16 protein-coding genes and 1 tRNA gene are annotated in these 19,152 nt (G+C 44.2%); 6 read left to right on the plus strand and 11 right to left on the minus strand.

Translation table 11 applies throughout. The annotated features are described in order from the left end of the window. Positions 1–8: 8 nt before the first annotated feature. From tccC to C5470_RS06720, 3 genes are all read left to right on the plus strand, one after another. Positions 9–3,140: an insecticidal toxin complex protein TccC gene (tccC, locus tag C5470_RS06710; protein ID WP_166287363.1), complete on the plus strand. Its 3,132-nt coding sequence runs from the start codon at positions 9–11 to the stop codon at positions 3,138–3,140. Between the two features lie 831 nt (positions 3,141–3,971). Further along, complete coding sequence (locus C5470_RS06715) at positions 3,972–5,078, plus strand: toxic anion resistance protein (protein WP_166287026.1); 1,107 nt, start codon at positions 3,972–3,974, stop codon at positions 5,076–5,078. A gap of 42 nt (positions 5,079–5,120) precedes the next feature. Beyond that, positions 5,121–6,152 (plus strand): 5-bromo-4-chloroindolyl phosphate hydrolysis family protein, encoded by a 1,032-nt coding sequence (locus C5470_RS06720; protein ID WP_166287028.1) that lies wholly within the window; start codon positions 5,121–5,123, stop codon positions 6,150–6,152. 216 nt (positions 6,153–6,368) lie between these two features. Here C5470_RS06720 and C5470_RS22430 read toward each other — a convergent pair whose 3' ends face one another. From C5470_RS22430 to aspA, 11 genes are all read right to left on the minus strand, one after another. After that, positions 6,369–6,539 (minus strand): hypothetical protein, encoded by a 171-nt coding sequence (locus tag C5470_RS22430; protein ID WP_207626913.1) that lies wholly within the window; start codon positions 6,537–6,539, stop codon positions 6,369–6,371. Between the two features lie 143 nt (positions 6,540–6,682). Further along, on the minus strand, positions 6,683–6,880 hold the full coding sequence (locus C5470_RS22435; RefSeq protein WP_207626914.1) for a hypothetical protein: 198 nt from the start codon (positions 6,878–6,880) through the stop codon (positions 6,683–6,685). Between the two features lie 396 nt (positions 6,881–7,276). Then, complete coding sequence (locus C5470_RS06730; RefSeq protein WP_339916155.1) at positions 7,277–8,632, minus strand: S8 family peptidase; 1,356 nt, start codon at positions 8,630–8,632, stop codon at positions 7,277–7,279. Beyond that, the gene (locus C5470_RS23235; protein WP_278249178.1) at positions 8,584–9,207 is read right to left on the minus strand and encodes a S8 family serine peptidase; all 624 of its coding nucleotides are present in this window, start codon (positions 9,205–9,207) and stop codon (positions 8,584–8,586) included. Before C5470_RS23235 ends, C5470_RS06730 begins: the two co-directional genes overlap by 49 nt. A gap of 280 nt (positions 9,208–9,487) precedes the next feature. Beyond that, positions 9,488–9,613 carry a hypothetical protein gene (locus C5470_RS23240; protein ID WP_278249179.1) on the minus strand — a complete coding sequence of 42 codons (126 nt, stop codon included), beginning with the start codon at positions 9,611–9,613 and terminating at the stop codon, positions 9,488–9,490. A 3-nt stretch (positions 9,614–9,616) separates the two neighbouring features. Continuing rightward, entirely contained in the window at positions 9,617–10,051 is a 435-nt protein-coding gene (locus C5470_RS06735) for a hypothetical protein (RefSeq protein ID WP_242687827.1), read from the minus strand. A 496-nt stretch (positions 10,052–10,547) separates the two neighbouring features. Next, a tRNA-Phe gene (locus C5470_RS06740) sits at positions 10,548–10,623 on the minus strand. Between the two features lie 128 nt (positions 10,624–10,751). Beyond that, positions 10,752–11,324: a division control transcriptional repressor DicD gene (dicD, locus tag C5470_RS06745; protein WP_166287030.1), complete on the minus strand. Its 573-nt coding sequence runs from the start codon at positions 11,322–11,324 to the stop codon at positions 10,752–10,754. Between the two features lie 16 nt (positions 11,325–11,340). Further along, positions 11,341–13,068, minus strand: a complete 1,728-nt coding sequence (locus C5470_RS06750; protein WP_166287032.1) for a protein-disulfide reductase DsbD — start codon at positions 13,066–13,068, stop codon at positions 11,341–11,343. Between the two features lie 159 nt (positions 13,069–13,227). Next, positions 13,228–14,529 carry an anaerobic C4-dicarboxylate transporter gene (locus C5470_RS06755; RefSeq protein WP_166287034.1) on the minus strand — a complete coding sequence of 434 codons (1,302 nt, stop codon included), beginning with the start codon at positions 14,527–14,529 and terminating at the stop codon, positions 13,228–13,230. A 141-nt stretch (positions 14,530–14,670) separates the two neighbouring features. Next, positions 14,671–16,095: an aspartate ammonia-lyase gene (gene aspA, locus C5470_RS06760; protein ID WP_166287036.1), complete on the minus strand. Its 1,425-nt coding sequence runs from the start codon at positions 16,093–16,095 to the stop codon at positions 14,671–14,673. Between the two features lie 377 nt (positions 16,096–16,472). Here aspA and C5470_RS06765 point away from each other — a divergent pair, with 377 nt between their 5' ends. The 3 genes from C5470_RS06765 (at position 16,473) to groL (ending at position 19,148) form a co-directional block, all read left to right on the plus strand. Further along, a complete protein-coding gene (locus tag C5470_RS06765) occupies positions 16,473–16,961 on the plus strand; it encodes an FxsA family protein (protein WP_166287038.1) in 489 nt (162 codons plus the stop codon). 197 nt (positions 16,962–17,158) lie between these two features. Continuing rightward, entirely contained in the window at positions 17,159–17,452 is a 294-nt protein-coding gene (locus C5470_RS06770) for a co-chaperone GroES (protein WP_011148251.1), read from the plus strand. Between the two features lie 49 nt (positions 17,453–17,501). Continuing rightward, positions 17,502–19,148 carry a chaperonin GroEL gene (gene groL, locus C5470_RS06775; RefSeq protein ID WP_166287040.1) on the plus strand — a complete coding sequence of 549 codons (1,647 nt, stop codon included), beginning with the start codon at positions 17,502–17,504 and terminating at the stop codon, positions 19,146–19,148. Positions 19,149–19,152: the final 4 nt, after the last annotated feature.

Here is a 19,152-nt window from a genome sequence, read left to right on the forward strand (position 1 = left end):
GGAATATGATGAGTACGTTTGATACCACTCTTTATACCCAAACTCCAACAGTCAGCGTGTTGGATAATCGCGGCCTGTCCATTCGTGATATCGGTTTTCACCGCGTTGTGGTAGGGGGTGATACTGACACCCGTATCACCCGTCACCAATATGATAACCGCGGACACCTGAACCACAGTATTGACCCACGCTTATATGATGCAAAACAGACCGATGACTCGGTGAAACCTAATTTTATCTGGCAGCATGATCTGGCTGGTAATGTCCTGAGGACAGAGAGTGTCGATGCTGGTTGCACCATCTCATTAAATGATGTTGAAGGCCGTCTGGTCATGACTGTTAATGCGACAGGTGTTCTTCAGACTCGTCTCTATGAAGGCAACATTTTGCCTGGTCGTCTGTTGTCTGTTAGCGAACGGGTTTCCGATGAAGATACTCCCCATGTAACAGAGCGCTTTATCTGGGCTGAGAATACAACCGCGGAGAAAGATTATAACCTCTCCGGTCAATGTATACGCCACTACGACACAGCGGGAGTTACCCGGCTGGAGAGTCAGTCACTGGCAGGCGCCATTTTATCCCAATCTCACCAATTACTGGCCGAAGGGCAGGAAGCGAACTGGATGGGTGACGATGAAGCTGTCTGGCAGAGTATGCTGGCAAGTGAGGTCTATACGACGCAAAGTACAACCAATGCCATTGGTGCTTTACTTACCCAAACCGATGCGAAAGGAAATATTCAACGTCTGGCTTATGACATTGCTGGTCAGTTAAAAGGTAGCTGGTTGACTGTGAAAGGCCAGAATGAGCAGATTATTGTTAAATCCTTAACCTGGTCAGCCGCAGGTCATAAGTTGCGTGAAGAGCATGGTAATGGTGTGATTACGCAGTACAACTATGAACCAGAAACTCAACGTCTGATAGGTATCACCACCCGACGTGCAGATAACAGAGAATCAATAGCCAAAGTGTTGCAGGATCTGCGTTATGAGTATGATCCGGTGGGGAATGTCATCAGTATCCATAATGATGCGGAAGCCACTCGCTTTTGGCGTAATCAGACAGTAGTGCCGGAGAACCGTTATGTTTATGATTCCCTGTATCAGCTTATTAGTGCGACAGGGCGTGAAATGGCGAATATCGGCCAGCAAAGCAGCAAACTTCCCTTACTAGCCATGTCTGTTCCTGCTGACGACAGCACCTATACCAATTACTTTTGTTCCTATGCTTATGACCGTGGTGGTAATTTGGTTCAAATCCGGCACAGCTCACCCGCGACTCAAAATAATTACACCACAGACATGACAGTTTCAAGCCGCAGCAACCGGGCGGTATTGAGTACATTAACGACAGATCCAACCCAGGTGGATGCGCTATTTGATTCCGGCGGCCATCAGAAAACGTTAATGCCAGGGCAAAACCTGAATTGGAATATCCGAGGGGAATTGCAACAAGTAACGCCAGTGAGCCGTAAAGATGCCAGTGACCGGGAATGGTATCGTTATGGCAGTGATGGAATGCGATTGCTAAAAGTGAGTGAACAGCAGACGGGTAACAGTATCCAAGTACAACGGGTGACTTATCTGCCGGGATTAGAACTACGCATAACCCAGGTTGCAGATAAAACAACCAAAAATTTGCAGGTGATTACGGTAGGTGAAGCTGGTCGCGCACAGGTAAGGGTATTGCACTGGGAAAATGGTAAGCCAGCAGATATCAACAACAATCAGGTGCGTTACAGCTACGATAATCTTCTTGGCTCTAGCCAGCTTGAACTGGATAGCGAGGGGCAGATTCTCAGTCAGGAAGAGTATTATCCGTATGGTGGCACGGCGGTATGGGCGGCGAAAAACCAGACAGAAGCCAGTTATAAATTTATTCGTTACTCCGGTAAAGAGCGGGATGCTACTGGGCTGTATTATTACGGCTACCGGTATTACCAGCCGTGGGTGGGGCGGTGGTTGAATGCGGATCCGGCGGGAACCGTAGATGGATTGAATCTGTATCGGATGGTAAGGAATAACCCAATTACATTGACTGACCACGATGGATTAGCGCCTTCTCCGAACCGAAACCGAAATACATTTTGGTTTGCTTCATTTCTGTTTCGTAAACCGGATGAAGGCATGTCTGCTTCAATGAGACGGGGACAAAAAATTGGCAGAGCCATTGCCGGAGGGATTGCGATTGGCGGTCTTGCAGCCACCATTGCCGGTACAGCTGGAGCGGCTATTCCCGTCATTCTGGGTGTTGCTGCTATAGGGGCAGGGATCGGTGCGTTGATGGGATATAACGTGGGTAGCCTTCTGGAAAAAGGCGGGGCATTGCTTGCACGACTTGTACAGGGAAAATCGACATTAGTGCAGGCGGCGGCTGGCGCTGCTGCCGGAGCGGGTTCAGCAGCGGCTTATGGTGCGAGAGCACAAGGAGTCGGTGTTGCATCAGCAGCCGGTGCGGCCACCGGAGCCATAGGATCATTAATCAATAATGCTGACCGTGGGATAGGTGGTGCTATAGGGGCCGGGAGTGCGGTAGGCACCATTGATACCATGCTGGGTACTTCCTCCACTTTTACTCATGAAATAGCGGCAGCGGCGGGAGGTGCCGCTGGTGGGATGATCACGGGTACACAAGGAAGTACCAGGGCAGGGATCCATGCGGGTATTGGAACGTATTACGGTTCTTGGGTTGGCTTTGGTTTAGATGTCGCCAGTAACCCAGCCGGACATTTAGCGAATTACGCCGTGGGTGCTGCTGCGGGTCTGGGTGCTGAAATGGCGATCAACCGAATAATTGGAGGCGGATTTTTGAGTAGGCTCTTAGGGCGGGCTATTAGCCCACATGTAGCCGGTTTAGCCAGACAATTTGTGCATTTTGCTGTAGCCAGACCAGTCTTTGAGCCTATATTTAGTGCTCTCGGCGGGTTTGCGGGTGGCATTGGAACTGGTCTGCACAGAGTGATGGGAAGAGACAGTTGGATTTCCAGAGGGCTAAGTGCTATCGGCAGTGGTATAGATAATGTTGCCGGCATGATTGGTAATCAGATCAGAGGCAGGGTGCTGACCACAACCGGGATCGCCAATGCGATAGACTATGGAACCAGTGCTGTGGGAGCTGCGCGACGAGCTATCTCTTTGTAGCAAACATCGCTGGATATCTTCGCCCAATACTGGGCGAAGATATCAGGGCCGGGAGCAGTTATCGCACTGATATAATTAAAAGTATTCATCATCAAAATCACTTTTTCATGGAATATAGTGATTTAATCGTTTTAATAATGAAGAGTTCCAGAAAAAAGTAAAATCCTGATCTGAGGTGTAAAAAGAGGTATGATTTAAATCAAATTGTAGAAAAGCAATGCTATTGGCAGATTAAAATAGTGTAAAACAAGTTTAAGCGGGCGTATTTAATGTATTGCGGTGTTGTATAATATAATGATGCTACAAGTAACCCGGCTCGTATTTAGTTAAATCATTTATTTGTGGGTTTTGTTATCCCGATTCTTTATAAATGATTATTTAACTGGTTTATAAAAAATTTTATTCTCTAGTTGAAAATGTTATTAAAATAGGTCAATGCTTTCTGATTAACCGATTATATATTCTTATTTGACCTTTTTACGGGTATATATGAACATTTAAATAAAACTATTATTTAACACATCGTGTATATAGATGAAGCATATAGAGTGTATATCCGTATACTGAAACTTGCCATTCATACCATCGTTTTAATACCAATGGATTTTGACGGTTTTGATTTTCTCTGACACACTGCAATAGTGTCTTGTAAATATATTTCCTTAACCTATCGGCGTCTCCCATGGGAACCCCTTATGAGACTGACATGGTAGCTTGGGCAAATCACAGGCTGGTTAAAAGTAGAACTTGTTTTACACTCTCTGTAGATGCCATATAATATTCCTTATTTTATATACAATTATTTCATTATTCAGCTAACAGGATTACTTCATGAGTATTAAGGTTATGCCTATACCATCATCGGGTCATGACATGATTGCCGATGAGTCAACTGCTTTGATTGATCAGGAACACATCAACACATTAATTGCGAAGATCGATATTTCTGAACCTGCGGCAGTGATCAGCTATGGTGCCAAGCCTATGGGGGAAATTGCTCGTTTTGCTGATACCTTGCTGGAGAATGTACGGACAAAAGAGGCTGATGAAGTTGGTCAGAAGCTCTCGGATCTGGTTATGTTTATTCGTGGACATGATGCGTTGTCCGCAGAAGAGAAGAGTAGTGGTTTTTTGAGGAAATTACCGCTGATTGGTGGGATTTTCAAGAAAATTGAACGTACCGTTGTTGATCAAAAGACGCTGACACAGCAGGTCGATACCATCGCAACCCATCTGGATAATGCAATGCTTAATTTGCTGCGTGATATCACCGTGCTGGAACAGCTTTACGATCGTAATCTGGGTTTCTATAAAGAAATATCGTTCTATGTTGAAGCGGGCAGACAGAAGCTACAGCAGATTAAAACGGTGGAGTTACCCATGCTACAGAGAAAGGCAGAAGGGTCTAAAGACCTGATGGATGCGCAGGGTGTTAAAGACATGCTGGAAAATATTAACCGTTTTGAACGACGCCTTCATGACTTGGAACTGTCAAAAACCATTGCTGTACAGACCGCACCACAGATCCGTATTGTGCAAAATAACAACCAGCAACTAGCGGAAAAGATCCAGAGTAGCATCCTTTCTACATTACCGATCTGGAAAAGTCAGATGGTACTTAATCTGTCGCTGGAAGCTCAGAGTAAAGCAGCCAGATTGCAAAAAGAAGTGGCCGATACGACCAACGATTTATTGCGCAAGAATGCCGAAATCCTGCAACAGAGCAGTATTGCAACGGCCACTGAGGTGGAACGCTCTATCGTCGATATTGAAACCTTACACGATGTGCAGAATCGCTTGGTTAATACTATTGAGGATACGATGCGCATTGCGTCGGAAGCGCGCATTAAGCGTACTGAGATTGAGAAAGAGTTGTCCACCATGGAAGATAATTTACGTCAGCGTTTAACCTCAGCAGCTGCGCAATATCAGTCATGATCTTAACAAGGTACGCTCCTGATTAATGGATAAAATACGTATATGTCTACACCTCAACCACATGATGTGGTACAGCGGAAGGAGCAGGGCGTGATGTCCTTGCTCGGTGGTATCAGACGGTCCCTATTGCGTGCACTGTTTCATGTCAAAACCTTTTTGCTTGCGTTTGTGCTGTCCTGCATTGTTCTGTTTACTCCTTGGTCTTTTTTGACCTTGCCTGCGGATAATCATTATATCTCCAGCATAGTGTTGTTATCGGGCTATATCGGATTATTGGCTCTTTATCCGCCGCGCCCACATAGGCTGGCTACTTTGGCCGGTTGGCTAGTAGCGATATTGAGTCCGCTGGCGGGGCTGTGGGCTGCTGCGCTGTTGTTTGGCGGGCTGGCAACCTTGCTCATTACTATCATCAGACAACGTAAACTGGAGGTAGGCAGATTCCTGTTGTTGCTGATAGCAGTGAGTACCATTGTCATGCTGTTTAGAATGGATGCCTATGCTATCCCCGTCTGGTTTGGCGTCGTATTTGTTGTCATTGTGTTGGCGGCGGTGTTTGTTGAGCCCTGGCGTAATCTCCGGCAACAGGAAGCGCTGCAACAGCAGCAACAAATTGTTTCCTGTCAACAAACGGAGGAACAGCGTCAGCGGGATAAGGCACAGGCAGTGTTCGCTGAATATCATGAACAGTTGGTGCAGATCAGGCGCTATCAGTCGGGTATGTCGTTTGATATACAGGAGCTAGTCAGCCAGATTGAAGAGAAAACTCAGGCGATAATTGGCTGTATGCAGGCTGATGCCAGGGATGTTGCTCCCGGTAAGGCATTTCTCAACCGTTATCTGCCGATGATTGCTAAGGCGCTGGAACGTTGTGCTTTGTTGGAGGAGCAAAATGCCAATAGTGTGCAATTCGAAGAGGTCAGATTATTAACTTATCAGGGCCTGCAAGAAATGAGCGTAGCATTCAGTGAGATGCATCAGCATTTGTTAGATAATGATATCGACGATCTAATGGTGGATCTCAAGGTAATGAATCAGTTGATCCGTTCTCAAGGGTTTGGCGCAAAACACGATTAATATTCGTACCACGTGCGATTGCTCCTTCTTGCTGATGGTGCAATCGCAGTGGCTATCCTATTTTGTGGTGTTCAAGAACTTATGAAAAATTATTGAATTACATAAATTGTCGTTTCTGGATGCATGGAATAATGCTAGCTAAACACTTTCGTTTCGATGAGTTCAATATGTAGGTCGAGATTCATTGACATCCTCCCCTTCCTAAAGCATAGGTATCTACACATCGTCGAACTGACCCAACACACTGGCGGCTAGCCGGGTCAGTTCCTCTGCCGAATATTCCGATAACAACTGTAACGTGTTTAGCAGCAGTGATAAGCCCGCCAGAATGGCCGGGGCGCTTTCTCGTCGCCCCCGTTTCTGTTGACGTCCCGATAAACGACACAATAATCGCCTTGCCCTGACATTCTCTTCATCATTTCCTCGCTGTAAGCCCCACGCCAGTACACAAGCCTAAAAGCCGGCGTAACACCGCTCCCGCACTGCGTTGCAACCAGGACTCCACATCATGACCCGCCCCCTTTATCAGCTTAAAAAACGATTCGATGTTCCACCGCCAGGCCCGCTTTCCTGCCTTTGTAATCCACCTGTCCGGTGACGTGAAAAGACAGGTTTTCTGCCACCTGACCGAGTTTTTGGGTTTCGCCTTGGTATTCAACACGATGGCCCTCTTTTCCCCGGATTAACCCCCGAAATCCCTGTGCACTGAGCTGACGCAGATGGCCCACCGAATCACCTTCCCGGTCAATCACATGAATTCAATGTTTTGCCCAGTTCCAGGGCTTCAATCTGGCTGATACTGGCCGTCAACGCATCCAGATACCTATGCCTGAAAGGAAGGGGCTTCCCGCGAAAAGCATGGTGATGTTAAGACAGTCGGTGTACCGCGTATCTGGTTTCAGATATGAGTTTAGTCCCAGAGGTATTCACTCTGATTATCTTGATGAAAATATTTTTGTTGGGGGGGGATATCTATCCAAGGGAATGTTATGCATTGACTTGACAAGATCGTATGATGATTAACTGATGTTTTCTTGTTTTGTGAAAAAGAGTTGTTAATTGAGTATACTGGATGGTCACTGAGCAGTGATGCCAGTATCATCACTGTTCAGGAATGCCCCAAGTCAATCAATATTAACACGAGTGCGAGCACGTTCCTGCTCACGGATTCGTTGTTGGATTTGGGTATATAACTTGGCTTTTTCATTATCACAGTCTGTAACGGTGACGACTAGGGCATAAGGTTCTTGTTCTGCACTTAATACGGTACCCCAATCTCGGTCTTGGCGTGTTACAACTACAAACCACTTTTCATTTGGATGTCGTTGACGGAATGTCCAGATCGATGACTGTACGGTACCTTTATCTCTTTGTTGAGCCGTGATTTCTCGATTGCTTGTTGCATCATCGTTTCTAGCCTCTGTTTCTGCTTGCGTTTTATGATTAAAACAGGCCTGTACTTCATTTAAAGAATTGCCTTTAACTAAACGATAAGTAATTCGTGTTGCGCTGTAATCAAGCCGTGTTGTACGTACCGCAGGTGAATACGCCAAAGTAACTCTCAGTTCGCGCGTTGCTCGCTGTGTACGCAAGTATTCCTGAGGTAAGGGAAGTTCAAAGAATTTATGTGCGTTATTTTTGATTCTTTCTTCAGACATCATTACAACGATATTCTCTGATGAACGATATAAAGCATCCTCATCAACCAGACCGTATCCTGTAACATCACGCTCGATTCTACGATCTTTTGTTTGCTGTACTTTTTTGTACGCTTTTTTTATTGGATCGGGGAAAACTGTTATTACTTCATTGGGAAGATTGGCATGATTAACTAACAGCGCTCGGAGCATATTGGCAGAAATATCAGGATATTCATTAAGTAAACGCCCTGCCAGATGGGTGATGTAGGGCGCTGCAAAACTAGTTCCACTCAATTCTTTAAATAGTGTATTCCCTTGGAATTGGTGGTGGCAGCTAAGAACACCCAATCCCCTCATTTCTTGTTGCCACTGGCGTTCTTGCCGCATTGGTGATGCTAAATTTCCGCCATGAGCTACTAAGTCAGGTTTCAACGCTCCTTTTATCGATGGTCCATGGCGAGTAAAAGGTGAAGGCTGATTTTCTAATGCTGGACATAATTGTGAAATCTCTTCGGGTCTTCTTTGAGTATCCATTGTTGCATTTTGTCGTGCAAGGCTACCAACAGTCAGTACATTCAAAGCTGGTGCTGGATCAATAATCACACTTGAATCAGCTAATAAGTAATCGGGGTATTCATCACGCCAGCTATTTTGTGGAATAGGAGGATTGTCATTACCACTAAAATTCCCAGCTGAAACAACAAATAACACATTGTATTGGCGCGCTAAGGTATCTAATAAATAGGCAAGACCACGAATATGTTTGCCATCATAAGGTGCATTAATATTTCCTAAAGAAACATTGAAAATACGACAGCCAAAGTCGATGAAATAACGGATCGCATTGGATAAAGTTGTTCAGCAGAATTAATATCAAACTCACACTGATCGTTTAGAACTTTTCCGTTGTATATCCAGAACTGTGGTTTCCAAAAATTACTTTCATTACAAGCTCCTACATCCCCATATAGTGCGATGCTGGCAACAGCTGTGCCATGCCCATTTAAATCAAAGGCATTTTGATCAGTAATAAAGCAAGCACTGTCCGCTATTGCTGGACTTAATAAAGGGTGATTCGTATTTACACCACTATCAAGAATACAGATTTTTGCTGCGTTTCTTGGTGGTTGAGGAATATATCGGGGCAGACTATTTATATCTCTGTTTAATTGCTGATAACTGATCCCATTTGATGGGGGGAAATCCACTAATCTGATATCTCGGTGGTTCAGTAATAATTCTGTCTGAGCTTGAGATACTTCCAGACGATACATTAATAAGCTATCCAAATTGATTCTGTCCAGACAGCGGATCCCTTGTTCTTGTAGCCAAAGTTCAACATCGAGCTTAAATAAATGTGTATCTGGTAACTTAAGATGTTTAATTGCCCAGCTTTTGCGATCTTCTGGAGACAATTGTCAATTCCTTCTAAGGCTTCAAGAATTTGTTTATAAGTTAGCTGAGTATCCTCTAAGCCTAACATTTGAAGATGATTAGCAAATATTGCTAAACCTTCTTCATTACTAAGAACAACACATACCTGTTTTTCTTCTTGGCTAATGAAATCAACTCCATGACGGTTTAAATGAGCAAAATCGAGATGACCGTTATAAGTCAGTTTCAAGACAAAGCGCCCATCATTCTCTCTTCCTGGTACTTGTATGAGTGTAGATTGGCGTGAATGGTTCAAGCATTTTACAGCATTTGTCCATGTTGATGGAGATTGCCATGGGTTGAGTGAGGGCGGTTAATTTTACGGGTACGTCTATCGGTTTGCAGATTCTCTTTAGATATAACAAGATGTTTATAGTCACCGGGCATTGGTTATCCTTGTTGTGTTGTTCTCAACTTCTCTCCGGCTAACGCATTTTTCAAATTTTTCACTGTCAGAAATTCCTGACTACGTAAAATCATGCGTTTAATTGCTTTTCGTATAATCCGTTCAATGTCGGCTCCACTTTTACCAACAAAGCAAGAGAGTAGTTCATCATCATTTAGTTCGAACTGACGACGGATACCGCGCAATTTTAGTTTTAGCAATTGGGTAAGTTGAGATTCATTAGGCAAAGGAAACTCGATCACTTCATCAAAGCGTCGCCAAATAGCGCTATCAAGTATATGTTCAAGATCGTTGGCTAACAGGTGATGTTGTTTTTGGCGTTTTTCTTCAATGATCGCTTCTGATACACGGCGAAAAGCCGCAGAGTCGCTAGTCGTGCCAGCTTTGATCAATTGTCTAAGTATTTTACCATTCGCCATTACAAGCCCCTGAGAGTGATCTCTGTATTTGATCAACTGCTTTTAGTTTAGCATTCAACTGATAGAAAATAAGTGGTTAGCTGCAAATTTGTGCACTTTCTTATGGCAGACTGACTCCAAAAGTTGTTTCTGTATCATACTAATGTATAACGGAGTGCAACAACCTTTGCTTTAATCGTTTCCAATGCGGAAGCCGAAGCTAATGGGTGGTTATCAGAAGAATTAGAGAAACTTATTCATAATAATCATTATTGGATAAAACCAGAGTGAAAAGGTTTGATTTCTATTAAGAGTATAAAAATCAGATTTTAATAACCGCGTAACCGAAACTCCCCAGAAATTCAGGTTTGGTTCAGATGGTTTTGCATTGATACTACTTATAAAATAGCAAAAGAGATAATAAGAATATGATTAATTTTAATTTATTAGTTCTTACGAATAGCAATAATACGTATCGCTAATATGATATGTGAATTTACATCCATTGACTTGAAATTGGTGCCCGGAGGCGGAATCGAACCACCGACACGAGGATTTTCAATCCTCTGCTCTACCGACTGAGCTATCCGGGCAACGGGGCGCATTAAACCGTATTCAGCCTAAGTCGTCAATGCCTTTCTGATAAAAAATGATAAAAGACGATTGATTGCTTTCTTTTTGCCCATAATTTGTGTGGTTGCTCATCTTAGGCTGATTTTTATTAGCTTAATGCACCATTTTTGCGGCATAGAGCGATAGCCAAAACATCTTCTGCCAGCAGTTTTGCTGTAGCGATATCATCAATATTCCGTTTGATCAGTAGCTTACTCAGGCAACCTTCCAGAATCAGTTCCATCTGTTTGGCAACCAGTTCACAATCTTCGATATCCAGTTGATGTAATAGCTCGGTGGTGTAATGGGAAGAACTCTGTTTTTGCAATTCAGCTAATTGATGGATAGGGTGCCCCGATTCAGGGAATGCACTACAGGCTGCGATAAACAAGCAGCCCGGATAGCGTTTCTCTTTTACTTTTTCATCAAGTGCTGCATAACGAGCCAGCAGCTTTTGCTCTGGTATCAGATTTTCATCCAGTAAAATCTGTCGTTGCCAGACTTCAATCTGTTGGCCGTGATAACGCAGGCAATCATAAAGCAGCGCTTCCCGATCGGGCCAGAACTGCTTTAGATATTCCATATCCATGTTAAGTGAACCAAGGAGTATTTCAGTTGTGGCGGATAAGCCATGTTGTTCCAGCAAGTTTAAGACATGACTAAGAACTTGTTCTCGTTGCACGGTGTTCTCCTTCAGATCATTTTTGCAGATGTTGCAAATGCTCGTTAAAGCGGGTTGTATTCATAAAACCATTTACCCGTGAATCAGGGATCTCTTTTCCTTGAGAGTCAAAAAACAGAATAGTCGGTAATCCCCGAACATTCAGTTTTTCCAAAAGTTGTTTTTGCTGTGGGCTGTTATTTGTGACATTTGCCTGTAATAGTAAGGTTTCACGTAGTTGTGATTGAACCTGTGGATCACTGAAAGTATATTTTTCAAATTCTTTACATGCGGCACACCAGTCAGCATAGAAATCAAGCATGACGGTTTTATGGTTGTTTTGTGCCATTAGGTGTTCCAATTCTTGCCAGTTATTTATCTGGCGGAAATTGAGGCTGTGTTGCGATTGTTGTGTCGCTGCCGTACCCCAAAACCAATCCTGCAATGGGCGGGTGGCTATAAGCATCAGAACTAACAATGTTAGTTGCATGACTCTCATCCAGCCATTTTGACTGCTGAGTGTCAGAGTAAATCCCCATCCCAGGAAACTGACCGCCAGCAGGCTCCATAATCGTATTCCCCATACATCACCGATAACTCTTTCCAGCAGGAAAACAGGCAGTGCAAGGATAATGAAGCCAAAAGCTTCTTTAACATATTGCATCCAGGGACCGCTGCGTGGCAGGAGTTTATGACCAAACAGGGTGACGGCAATAAGCGGTAATCCCATTCCTAAAGCATAAAGATAAAGGGTTACGCCCCCTGCTACTGTATTACCACTTTGGGCAATATAGAGCAGTATGGCGCTTAAAGGCGCGGTAGTACAAGGTGAGCAAATTAATCCCGCTAATGCACCCATAGCGAATACACCAAAGAATGAGCCACTTTTTTGCTGGTTACTCCAGCTGACCAGGCGGGTCTGAACGGAGGAAGGCAGCTGCAGGGAATAAAGGCCGAACATCGATAGTGCTAGTAGAATAAACAGTATCGACAAACCAATCAGTACATATGGATGTTGCAATGCGGCCTGAAATTGTAAACCCGCAGCCGCGACAATCAATCCAAGTAAGGTGTAGGTGATTGCCATTCCTTGAACATAGCTTAGGGCCAACCAGAAAATCTGTTTTAGGTTCTTAGGGCGCTGACCACCAAGAATAATGCCGGAAATCAGTGGATACATCGGCAGTACACAAGGTGTAAAGGCGATACCAATGCCAATCAAAAGTGCCCAAAGTGGTGAAAAAGGTAAATTTTTCTGGTCATTTGATGCACTTTCTGGCGTTTTATGAACAGGTTCGGTGGGTATTACGTTAGTTGTTTTTGATGGGATAACTGTACTTAATGGAACTAGGCGGGTTTCCGGTGGGTAGCAGTATCCTGCCGCGGCACAGCCCTGATAAGTGACGACAATATTGGATTTATCATTTGCCTCTGTAACAGGAACATTTACCGCGAGTTGTTGGAAATAAACTTCAGTTTCACCAAAGAATTCATCCTGATGAGCCGTACCTTGTGGCAACGTAATTTTACCTAGTGTGGCCTGCTGTGGCTCAATACGAAGTTGTTTGCGGTAAAGGTAATAACCCGGTTTGATCTGCCAATTTAGTGTCAGTTTGTCGCCTTTTTGCTGAAAATCAAACATGAATGCCTGATCTGCCGGCAAATACAGGTTTTGCCCCGGTTGTTCAAACAGCGCATTCGCTGCCAGTGGGGTAAACATCGTACTGCAAAGCAGTAAAAACAATATCAGAATACGTTTAATCATAAGGTTAATGATCGCTAATAGAATAGAAATATTCAGCACTATAACCGAAGGCTGTCAGACCAGAAAGTGTTCTGGTTAAGATTAAGACAATAATTAAGGGCTTTTAGAGAAGAATCCAGGGGCGGTATACACCCCTGGATTAGTTTGTTATCGACGGGATTAGAGGATCATACCGCCGAACAGAAAGCCGAAGGCAACAGCCAGAGTAACCCCGATGGTGCCGGGAATAAAGAATGGATGGTTGAAGACGAAACGGCCAATACGGGTAGTTCCGGTGTCATCCATCTGAACGGCGGCAACCAGGGTTGGATAAGTAGGCAGAATAAACAACCCGGAAACTGCGGAGAAAGAAGCAATTGCTGTCAGTGGTGTGACATTCAGAGCTAGAGCCATCGGCATCAGCGCTTTTGCTGTTGCCGCCTGTGAATAGAGCAGGGCGGAACAGAAGAAGAAAATAATCGCCAGCAACCACGGGTGAGATTGAATTAAGCCGCCGGCAGTGCCTTTGATCCAATCAATATTTGCCTGTACGAAAGTGTCACCCAGCCATGCAACACCCAGAATACAGATACATGCGCTCATTCCTGCTTTAAAGGTACTGGAATTCAGGATGGCATCAGTATCAGCTGAGCAGGATATAATGGTGATAGTTGCTACGCTCAGCATGATAATCAAAATGGCACTGGTGGTACTCATAAGTGGTGTTTCAACCAGGCCGATACTTGGGCTGTTGACGATAGCGTAAATAACAACACTGATAACGCCTGCTAAGAACAACAGAACAGAAGTCTTAGCCCTTGATTTAACTTCAATCTGTTTGCTGCCACGCAGAGTCACCAGGTTTTCTGCCAGACGTTTCAGATAAACAGGGTCATCAGACAGTTTGGAATTAAACACCCAGGAGACGATGAAGGACATCAGAACGATAGCCGCGAAAGTGGATGGCAGCAGGACCATCAGCAAATGAATATAGCTGACGCCGTGGCCCTCCATCAGAGAAGACATATAAACGACCGCAGCGGAGATTGGTGAGGCGGTGATGCCAATCTGGGCTGCGACAACCGCAGTAGAAAGTGGACGGCATGGTTTAATGCCTTGTTCTTTTGCAACTTCAGCAATCACCGGCAGTGCTGACAGAGAAATGTTGCCTGTACCTGCAAATAGCGTCAGGAAATAGGTAACGATAGGTGCGAGGATCGTGATGTATTTTGGATTTTTACGCAGCAATTTTTCAGTTTGTTGAACCAGATAATCCAGACCACCGGCGACTTGCATGGCGGAGATTGCTGCGATAACCGCCATAATGATGGAAATAACATCGAATGGAATGTGCCCCGGTTTAACACCCATTGCTGACAGTACCAGAACGCCAAGACCACCGGCAAATCCAATGCCGATCCCCCCTAATCTTGCACCCAGGAAGATGGCCAGCAGAACGATAACCAATTCTACGGCTAGCATAATATTTACTCCTTGAAATAATTAAAAATTTGAAAATTTTAGGTTAATACTTTGTGCATGTAGGGAAGTAAAAAGGCACGCTATCCAGTTGGAGTTGCGTGCCTTAATTGCTAAGAGCTATTTTTTATTATATTCAATAATTCAATCGTCAAAACGTTTTGCCTTGTAAGCCGGACGTTTTAGGTTTTCTACACAGAAGATATCATCCAACTCAGTTTCAGTCAGTAAGCCACGTTCCAGCACGACTTCACGAACACTCTTACCGGTTTCAGCACAGATCTTACCGACGATATCACCATTGTGATGACCAATGAATGGGTTCAGATAAGTGACGATACCGATCGAGTTGAATACGAAGCTTTCGCAAACTTCTTTGTTCGCTGTGATGCCGTTAATGCATTTTTCTACCAGGTTGCGGCAAGCGTTGCTTAGCAGAGAGATAGATTCAAACATGGCCTGACCAATAGCGGGTTCCATTACGTTTAGTTGTAACTGGCCTGCTTCGGATGCCATAGTAACACAAATATCGTTGCCGATGACCTTGAAGCAAACTTGATTCACAACTTCTGGAATAACAGGGTTAACTTTTGCCGGCATGATAGAAGAACCCGCCTGTAATTCGGGCAGGTTGATTTCGTTCAGGCCGGCACGAGGACCGGAGGAGAGCAAACGCAAGTCATTACAGATTTTAGACAGTTTAACCGCCAGACGTTTTAACGCGCCGTGAACCATAACATAAGCACCACAGTCGGAGGTTGCTTCAATCAGGTCCTCGGCGGGTATGCAAGGTAAACCAGTGACCTCAGCCAGTTTTTCAACAGCCAATTTTTGATAACCCGGGGCGGTGTTCAGACCGGTGCCGATAGCAGTAGCGCCAAGGTTAACTTCCAACAACAGTTGAGAAGTCCGGTTCAGGTTTTTAACTTCTTCTTTCAGCAGGATTGAGAATGCGTTGAATTCTTGTCCCAACGTCATAGGAACTGCGTCCTGTAACTGGGTGCGACCCATTTTCAGAATGTCATCAAATTCTTTGGCTTTTTTATCGAAGCCGGCGATCAACAGTTCAAGAGATTCAATCAGTTTCATGATTGAGTTATAAACTGCGATGCGGAAACCGGTTGGGTAGGCATCGTTAGTTGACTGGCTTTTATTCAGATGATCATTGGGGTTCAGGTACTCATATTCACCTTTTTTATGACCTAACAATTCCAGGCCAATGTTTGCCAGAACCTCGTTGGTATTCATGTTGAGTGAAGTACCGGCACCACCTTGAAATACGTCAACCGGGAACTGGTCCATACATTTGCCAGTATTGAGCACTTCGTCGCAGGCTTTGATAATGATATCCGCAATTTTTTTAGGAATGGTTTGCAATTCCTTGTTAGCTAAGGCAGCGGCTTTTTTTACCATCACCATGCCACGAATAAATTCGGGTACATCATTAATGGTGTTGTTGCTGATGTAGAAGTTTTCAATCGCACGTAAGGTGTGAATACCGTAATAGGCTTCAGCGGGGACTTCTCGTTTACCTAACAGGTCTTCTTCGATACGAATGTTGTTTGACATGAGAACCTTCTTATTAGATTACGTTTTTACTGTCTAATTATGCGCTTGTTAAATAATTATGTTGCCAACAGCAATAGTTATGATATGAACCCTTCATCACCAGATTGCTGGCGTGATCATATGCTGGTTAGCAATAAATGCATTGAATCTGGATCACTTTATAGTGGTATTTGTTTAACGTGATTTGATATATGTGATATTCATCACAATTATGGGCTTGATCAGTAAGATTTTCAGAAGATTGAAAACGATGGCTGTGACCCCAATCAAATCTCTAATAAACTGAAAAAATGTTAACTTGGTTGTTCCTTGGATTTTGTTGATATGATTTATTCAGGATACAACCTTTTCATCCCAGTCAATTGAAGGAGCATCAAGTGCGTTGGTTGCCATTGATCCTGATATTTTTGCTTGTCTACATTGAGTCAACCTTATTTGTACGTGTTGCCTCTGAATTAGGTGTGTTGTTAACTCTCTTACTGGTGCTGTTTACTTCTTGTGTCGGTATTTCTTTAGTACGTAATCAGGGAATAAGAAATTTTATCCAGATCCAGCAAAAACTGGTTGCTGGGGAGAGTCCGGCGGCAGAAATGGTAAAAAGCGTCTCTCTTTTGCTGGCGGGTTTCCTATTACTATGCCCCGGTTTTTTTACTGATTTCCTTGGGTTGCTGCTGTTACTGCCGCCGGTTCAAAAAACATTAATGATGAAACTGATGCCACATATTAATTTCTATCGTCCTTATAATAGCGGTGGGTTCAGACGGGATAATAATACCTTTGAAGGGGAATACGAGCGCAAGCAAGATGACCCTTCCCGTAAGTTGAACGATGATAAGCTCGATGATGACGAGCATAAGCCTCGCTGATAAAAGGTTATCTTCTGAATGTTTTGTTAAATCATCGGTTTTTTTCTGTAGGTAAGAAAAAAGTAAAATATTTTTTTTCCTGCCCTTGAAGTATCATAAATAAGTCCCCATTTAATCTACTATGATACTGGTTCAATGAAAGCATACTGGTATCAATCCTCTTACCTGATATGGACTTTCTTATAGGAGAGCTATCAATGAATATTCGTCCATTGCATGATCGTGTAATCGTCAAGCGTAAAGAAGTTGAATCAAAATCTGCTGGCGGTATTGTGCTGACTGGCACTGCTGCGGGTAAATCTACTCGTGGTGAAGTTTTGGCTGTAGGCAATGGCCGCATCCTTGAAAGCGGTGATGTGAAAGCACTGTGTGTGAAAGTTGGAGATATCGTTATTTTTAACGATGGTTACGGTGTTAAGTCAGAGAAGATCGACAACGAAGAAGTGTTGATCATGTCTGAAAGCGACATTCTGGCAATTGTTGAAGCGTAATTATTGCGCTTAGATCTTCTTAACTGAACGAATTTAAAGGAAAGAAACAATGGCAGCTAAAGACGTAAAATTTGGTAGCGACGCTCGCGTTAAGATGCTACGTGGTGTGAATATTCTTGCTGATGCAGTAAAAGTAACCCTGGGCCCTAAGGGCCGTAATGTTGTTCTGGATAAATCTTTTGGTGCGCCTTCAATCACTAAAGATGGTGTTTCTGTTGCTCGTGAAATTGAACTGGAAGACAAGTTCGAAAACATGGGTGCTCAGATGGTGAAAGAAGTTGCCTCTAAAGCGAATGATGCTGCGGGTGACGGTACAACCACTGCAACTGTATTGGCTCAGTCTATTGTTACTGAAGGTCTGAAAGCCGTAGCCGCTGGCATGAACCCAATGGATCTGAAACGCGGTATTGATAAAGCCGTGATTGCCGCAGTTGCAGAATTGAAGAAGCTGTCCGTACCTTGCTCAGATTCCACCTCTATTGCTCAGGTAGGTACTATCTCCGCTAATTCCGACGAAACTGTGGGTAAATTGATCGCACAAGCGATGGATAAAGTCGGTAAAGAAGGTGTAATCACCGTTGAAGAAGGTACAGGTCTGGAAGATGAACTGGATGTCGTTGAAGGCATGCAGTTCGACCGTGGCTACCTCTCTCCTTATTTCATCAATAAACCAGAAAACGGTTCTGTTGAGTTAGAAAACCCATATATTCTTCTGGTAGATAAAAAAATCTCCAATATCCGTGAACTGTTGCCAGTTCTGGAAGGCGTAGCTAAGGCAAGTAAGCCTTTGCTGATTGTTGCTGAAGATGTTGAAGGTGAAGCACTGGCAACTCTGGTTGTTAACACTATGCGTGGCATCGTAAAAGTTGCTGCGGTTAAAGCACCTGGCTTCGGTGACCGCCGTAAAGCTATGTTGCAGGATATCGCTGTTCTGACTAACGGTATTGTTATCTCTGAGGAGATCGGCCTGGAACTGGAAAAAGCCACTCTGGAAGATCTGGGTCAGGCAAAACGTATCGTTATCAACAAAGACACTACAACTATTATTGATGGTGTTGGCGAACAGACTGCAATTTCTGGCCGTGTTGTTCAGATCCGTCAACAGATCGAAGAGTCTACTTCTGATTACGACCGTGAAAAACTGCAAGAGCGCGTAGCTAAACTGGCTGGCGGTGTTGCTGTTATCAAAGTCGGTGCTGCAACAGAAGTTGAAATGAAAGAAAAACGTGCCCGTGTTGACGATGCTCTGCATGCAACCCGTGCAGCAGTGGAAGAAGGCGTAGTAGCTGGTGGTGGTGTTGCACTGGTTCGCGTTGCTGCTTCTATCGCTGGCCTGAAAGGCGACAACGAAGATCAAAACGTAGGTATCCGTGTTGCAATGCGCGCAATGGAAGCACCTTTGCGTCAGATCGTTGACAACGCAGGTGAAGAACCATCTGTTATTGCAAACAGCGTGAAAGCAGGTGAAGGCAACTACGGTTATAACGCGACTACTGAACAGTATGGCGATATGATCGCAATGGGTATTCTGGATCCAACCAAAGTGACTCGTTCTGCATTGCAATTCGCAGCATCTATCGCTGGCCTGATGATCACTACTGAATGTATGGTGACTGATTTGCCTAAAGATGATAAAGCTGATTTAGGTGCAGCAGGCGGTATGGGTGGCATGGGCGGTATGGGCGGCATGATGTAATGTG

This window comes from Photorhabdus stackebrandtii (genome assembly GCF_011189495.1).
GTDB lineage: Bacteria > Pseudomonadota > Gammaproteobacteria > Enterobacterales > Enterobacteriaceae > Photorhabdus > Photorhabdus khanii.

Excerpts from the sequence above, each read along its gene's own strand:
- C5470_RS23240 (WP_278249179.1), bottom strand. The coding sequence starts at position 9,613 with ATGCCCGGTGACTATAAACATCTTGTTATATCTAAAGAGAATCTGCAA.
- C5470_RS06750 (WP_166287032.1), bottom strand. The coding sequence starts at position 13,068 with ATGATTAAACGTATTCTGATATTGTTTTTACTGCTTTGCAGTACGATG.
- C5470_RS06755 (WP_166287034.1), bottom strand. The coding sequence starts at position 14,529 with ATGCTAGCCGTAGAATTGGTTATCGTTCTGCTGGCCATCTTCCTGGGT.
- C5470_RS06720 (WP_166287028.1), top strand. The coding sequence starts at position 5,121 with ATGTCTACACCTCAACCACATGATGTGGTACAGCGGAAGGAGCAGGGC.
- C5470_RS06770 (WP_011148251.1), top strand. The coding sequence starts at position 17,159 with ATGAATATTCGTCCATTGCATGATCGTGTAATCGTCAAGCGTAAAGAA.
- aspA (WP_166287036.1), bottom strand. The coding sequence starts at position 16,095 with ATGTCAAACAACATTCGTATCGAAGAAGACCTGTTAGGTAAACGAGAA.
- C5470_RS06715 (WP_166287026.1), top strand. The coding sequence starts at position 3,972 with ATGAGTATTAAGGTTATGCCTATACCATCATCGGGTCATGACATGATT.
- groL (WP_166287040.1), top strand. The coding sequence starts at position 17,502 with ATGGCAGCTAAAGACGTAAAATTTGGTAGCGACGCTCGCGTTAAGATG.
- C5470_RS06735 (WP_242687827.1), bottom strand. The coding sequence starts at position 10,051 with ATGGCGAATGGTAAAATACTTAGACAATTGATCAAAGCTGGCACGACT.
- tccC (WP_166287363.1), top strand. The coding sequence starts at position 9 with ATGAGTACGTTTGATACCACTCTTTATACCCAAACTCCAACAGTCAGC.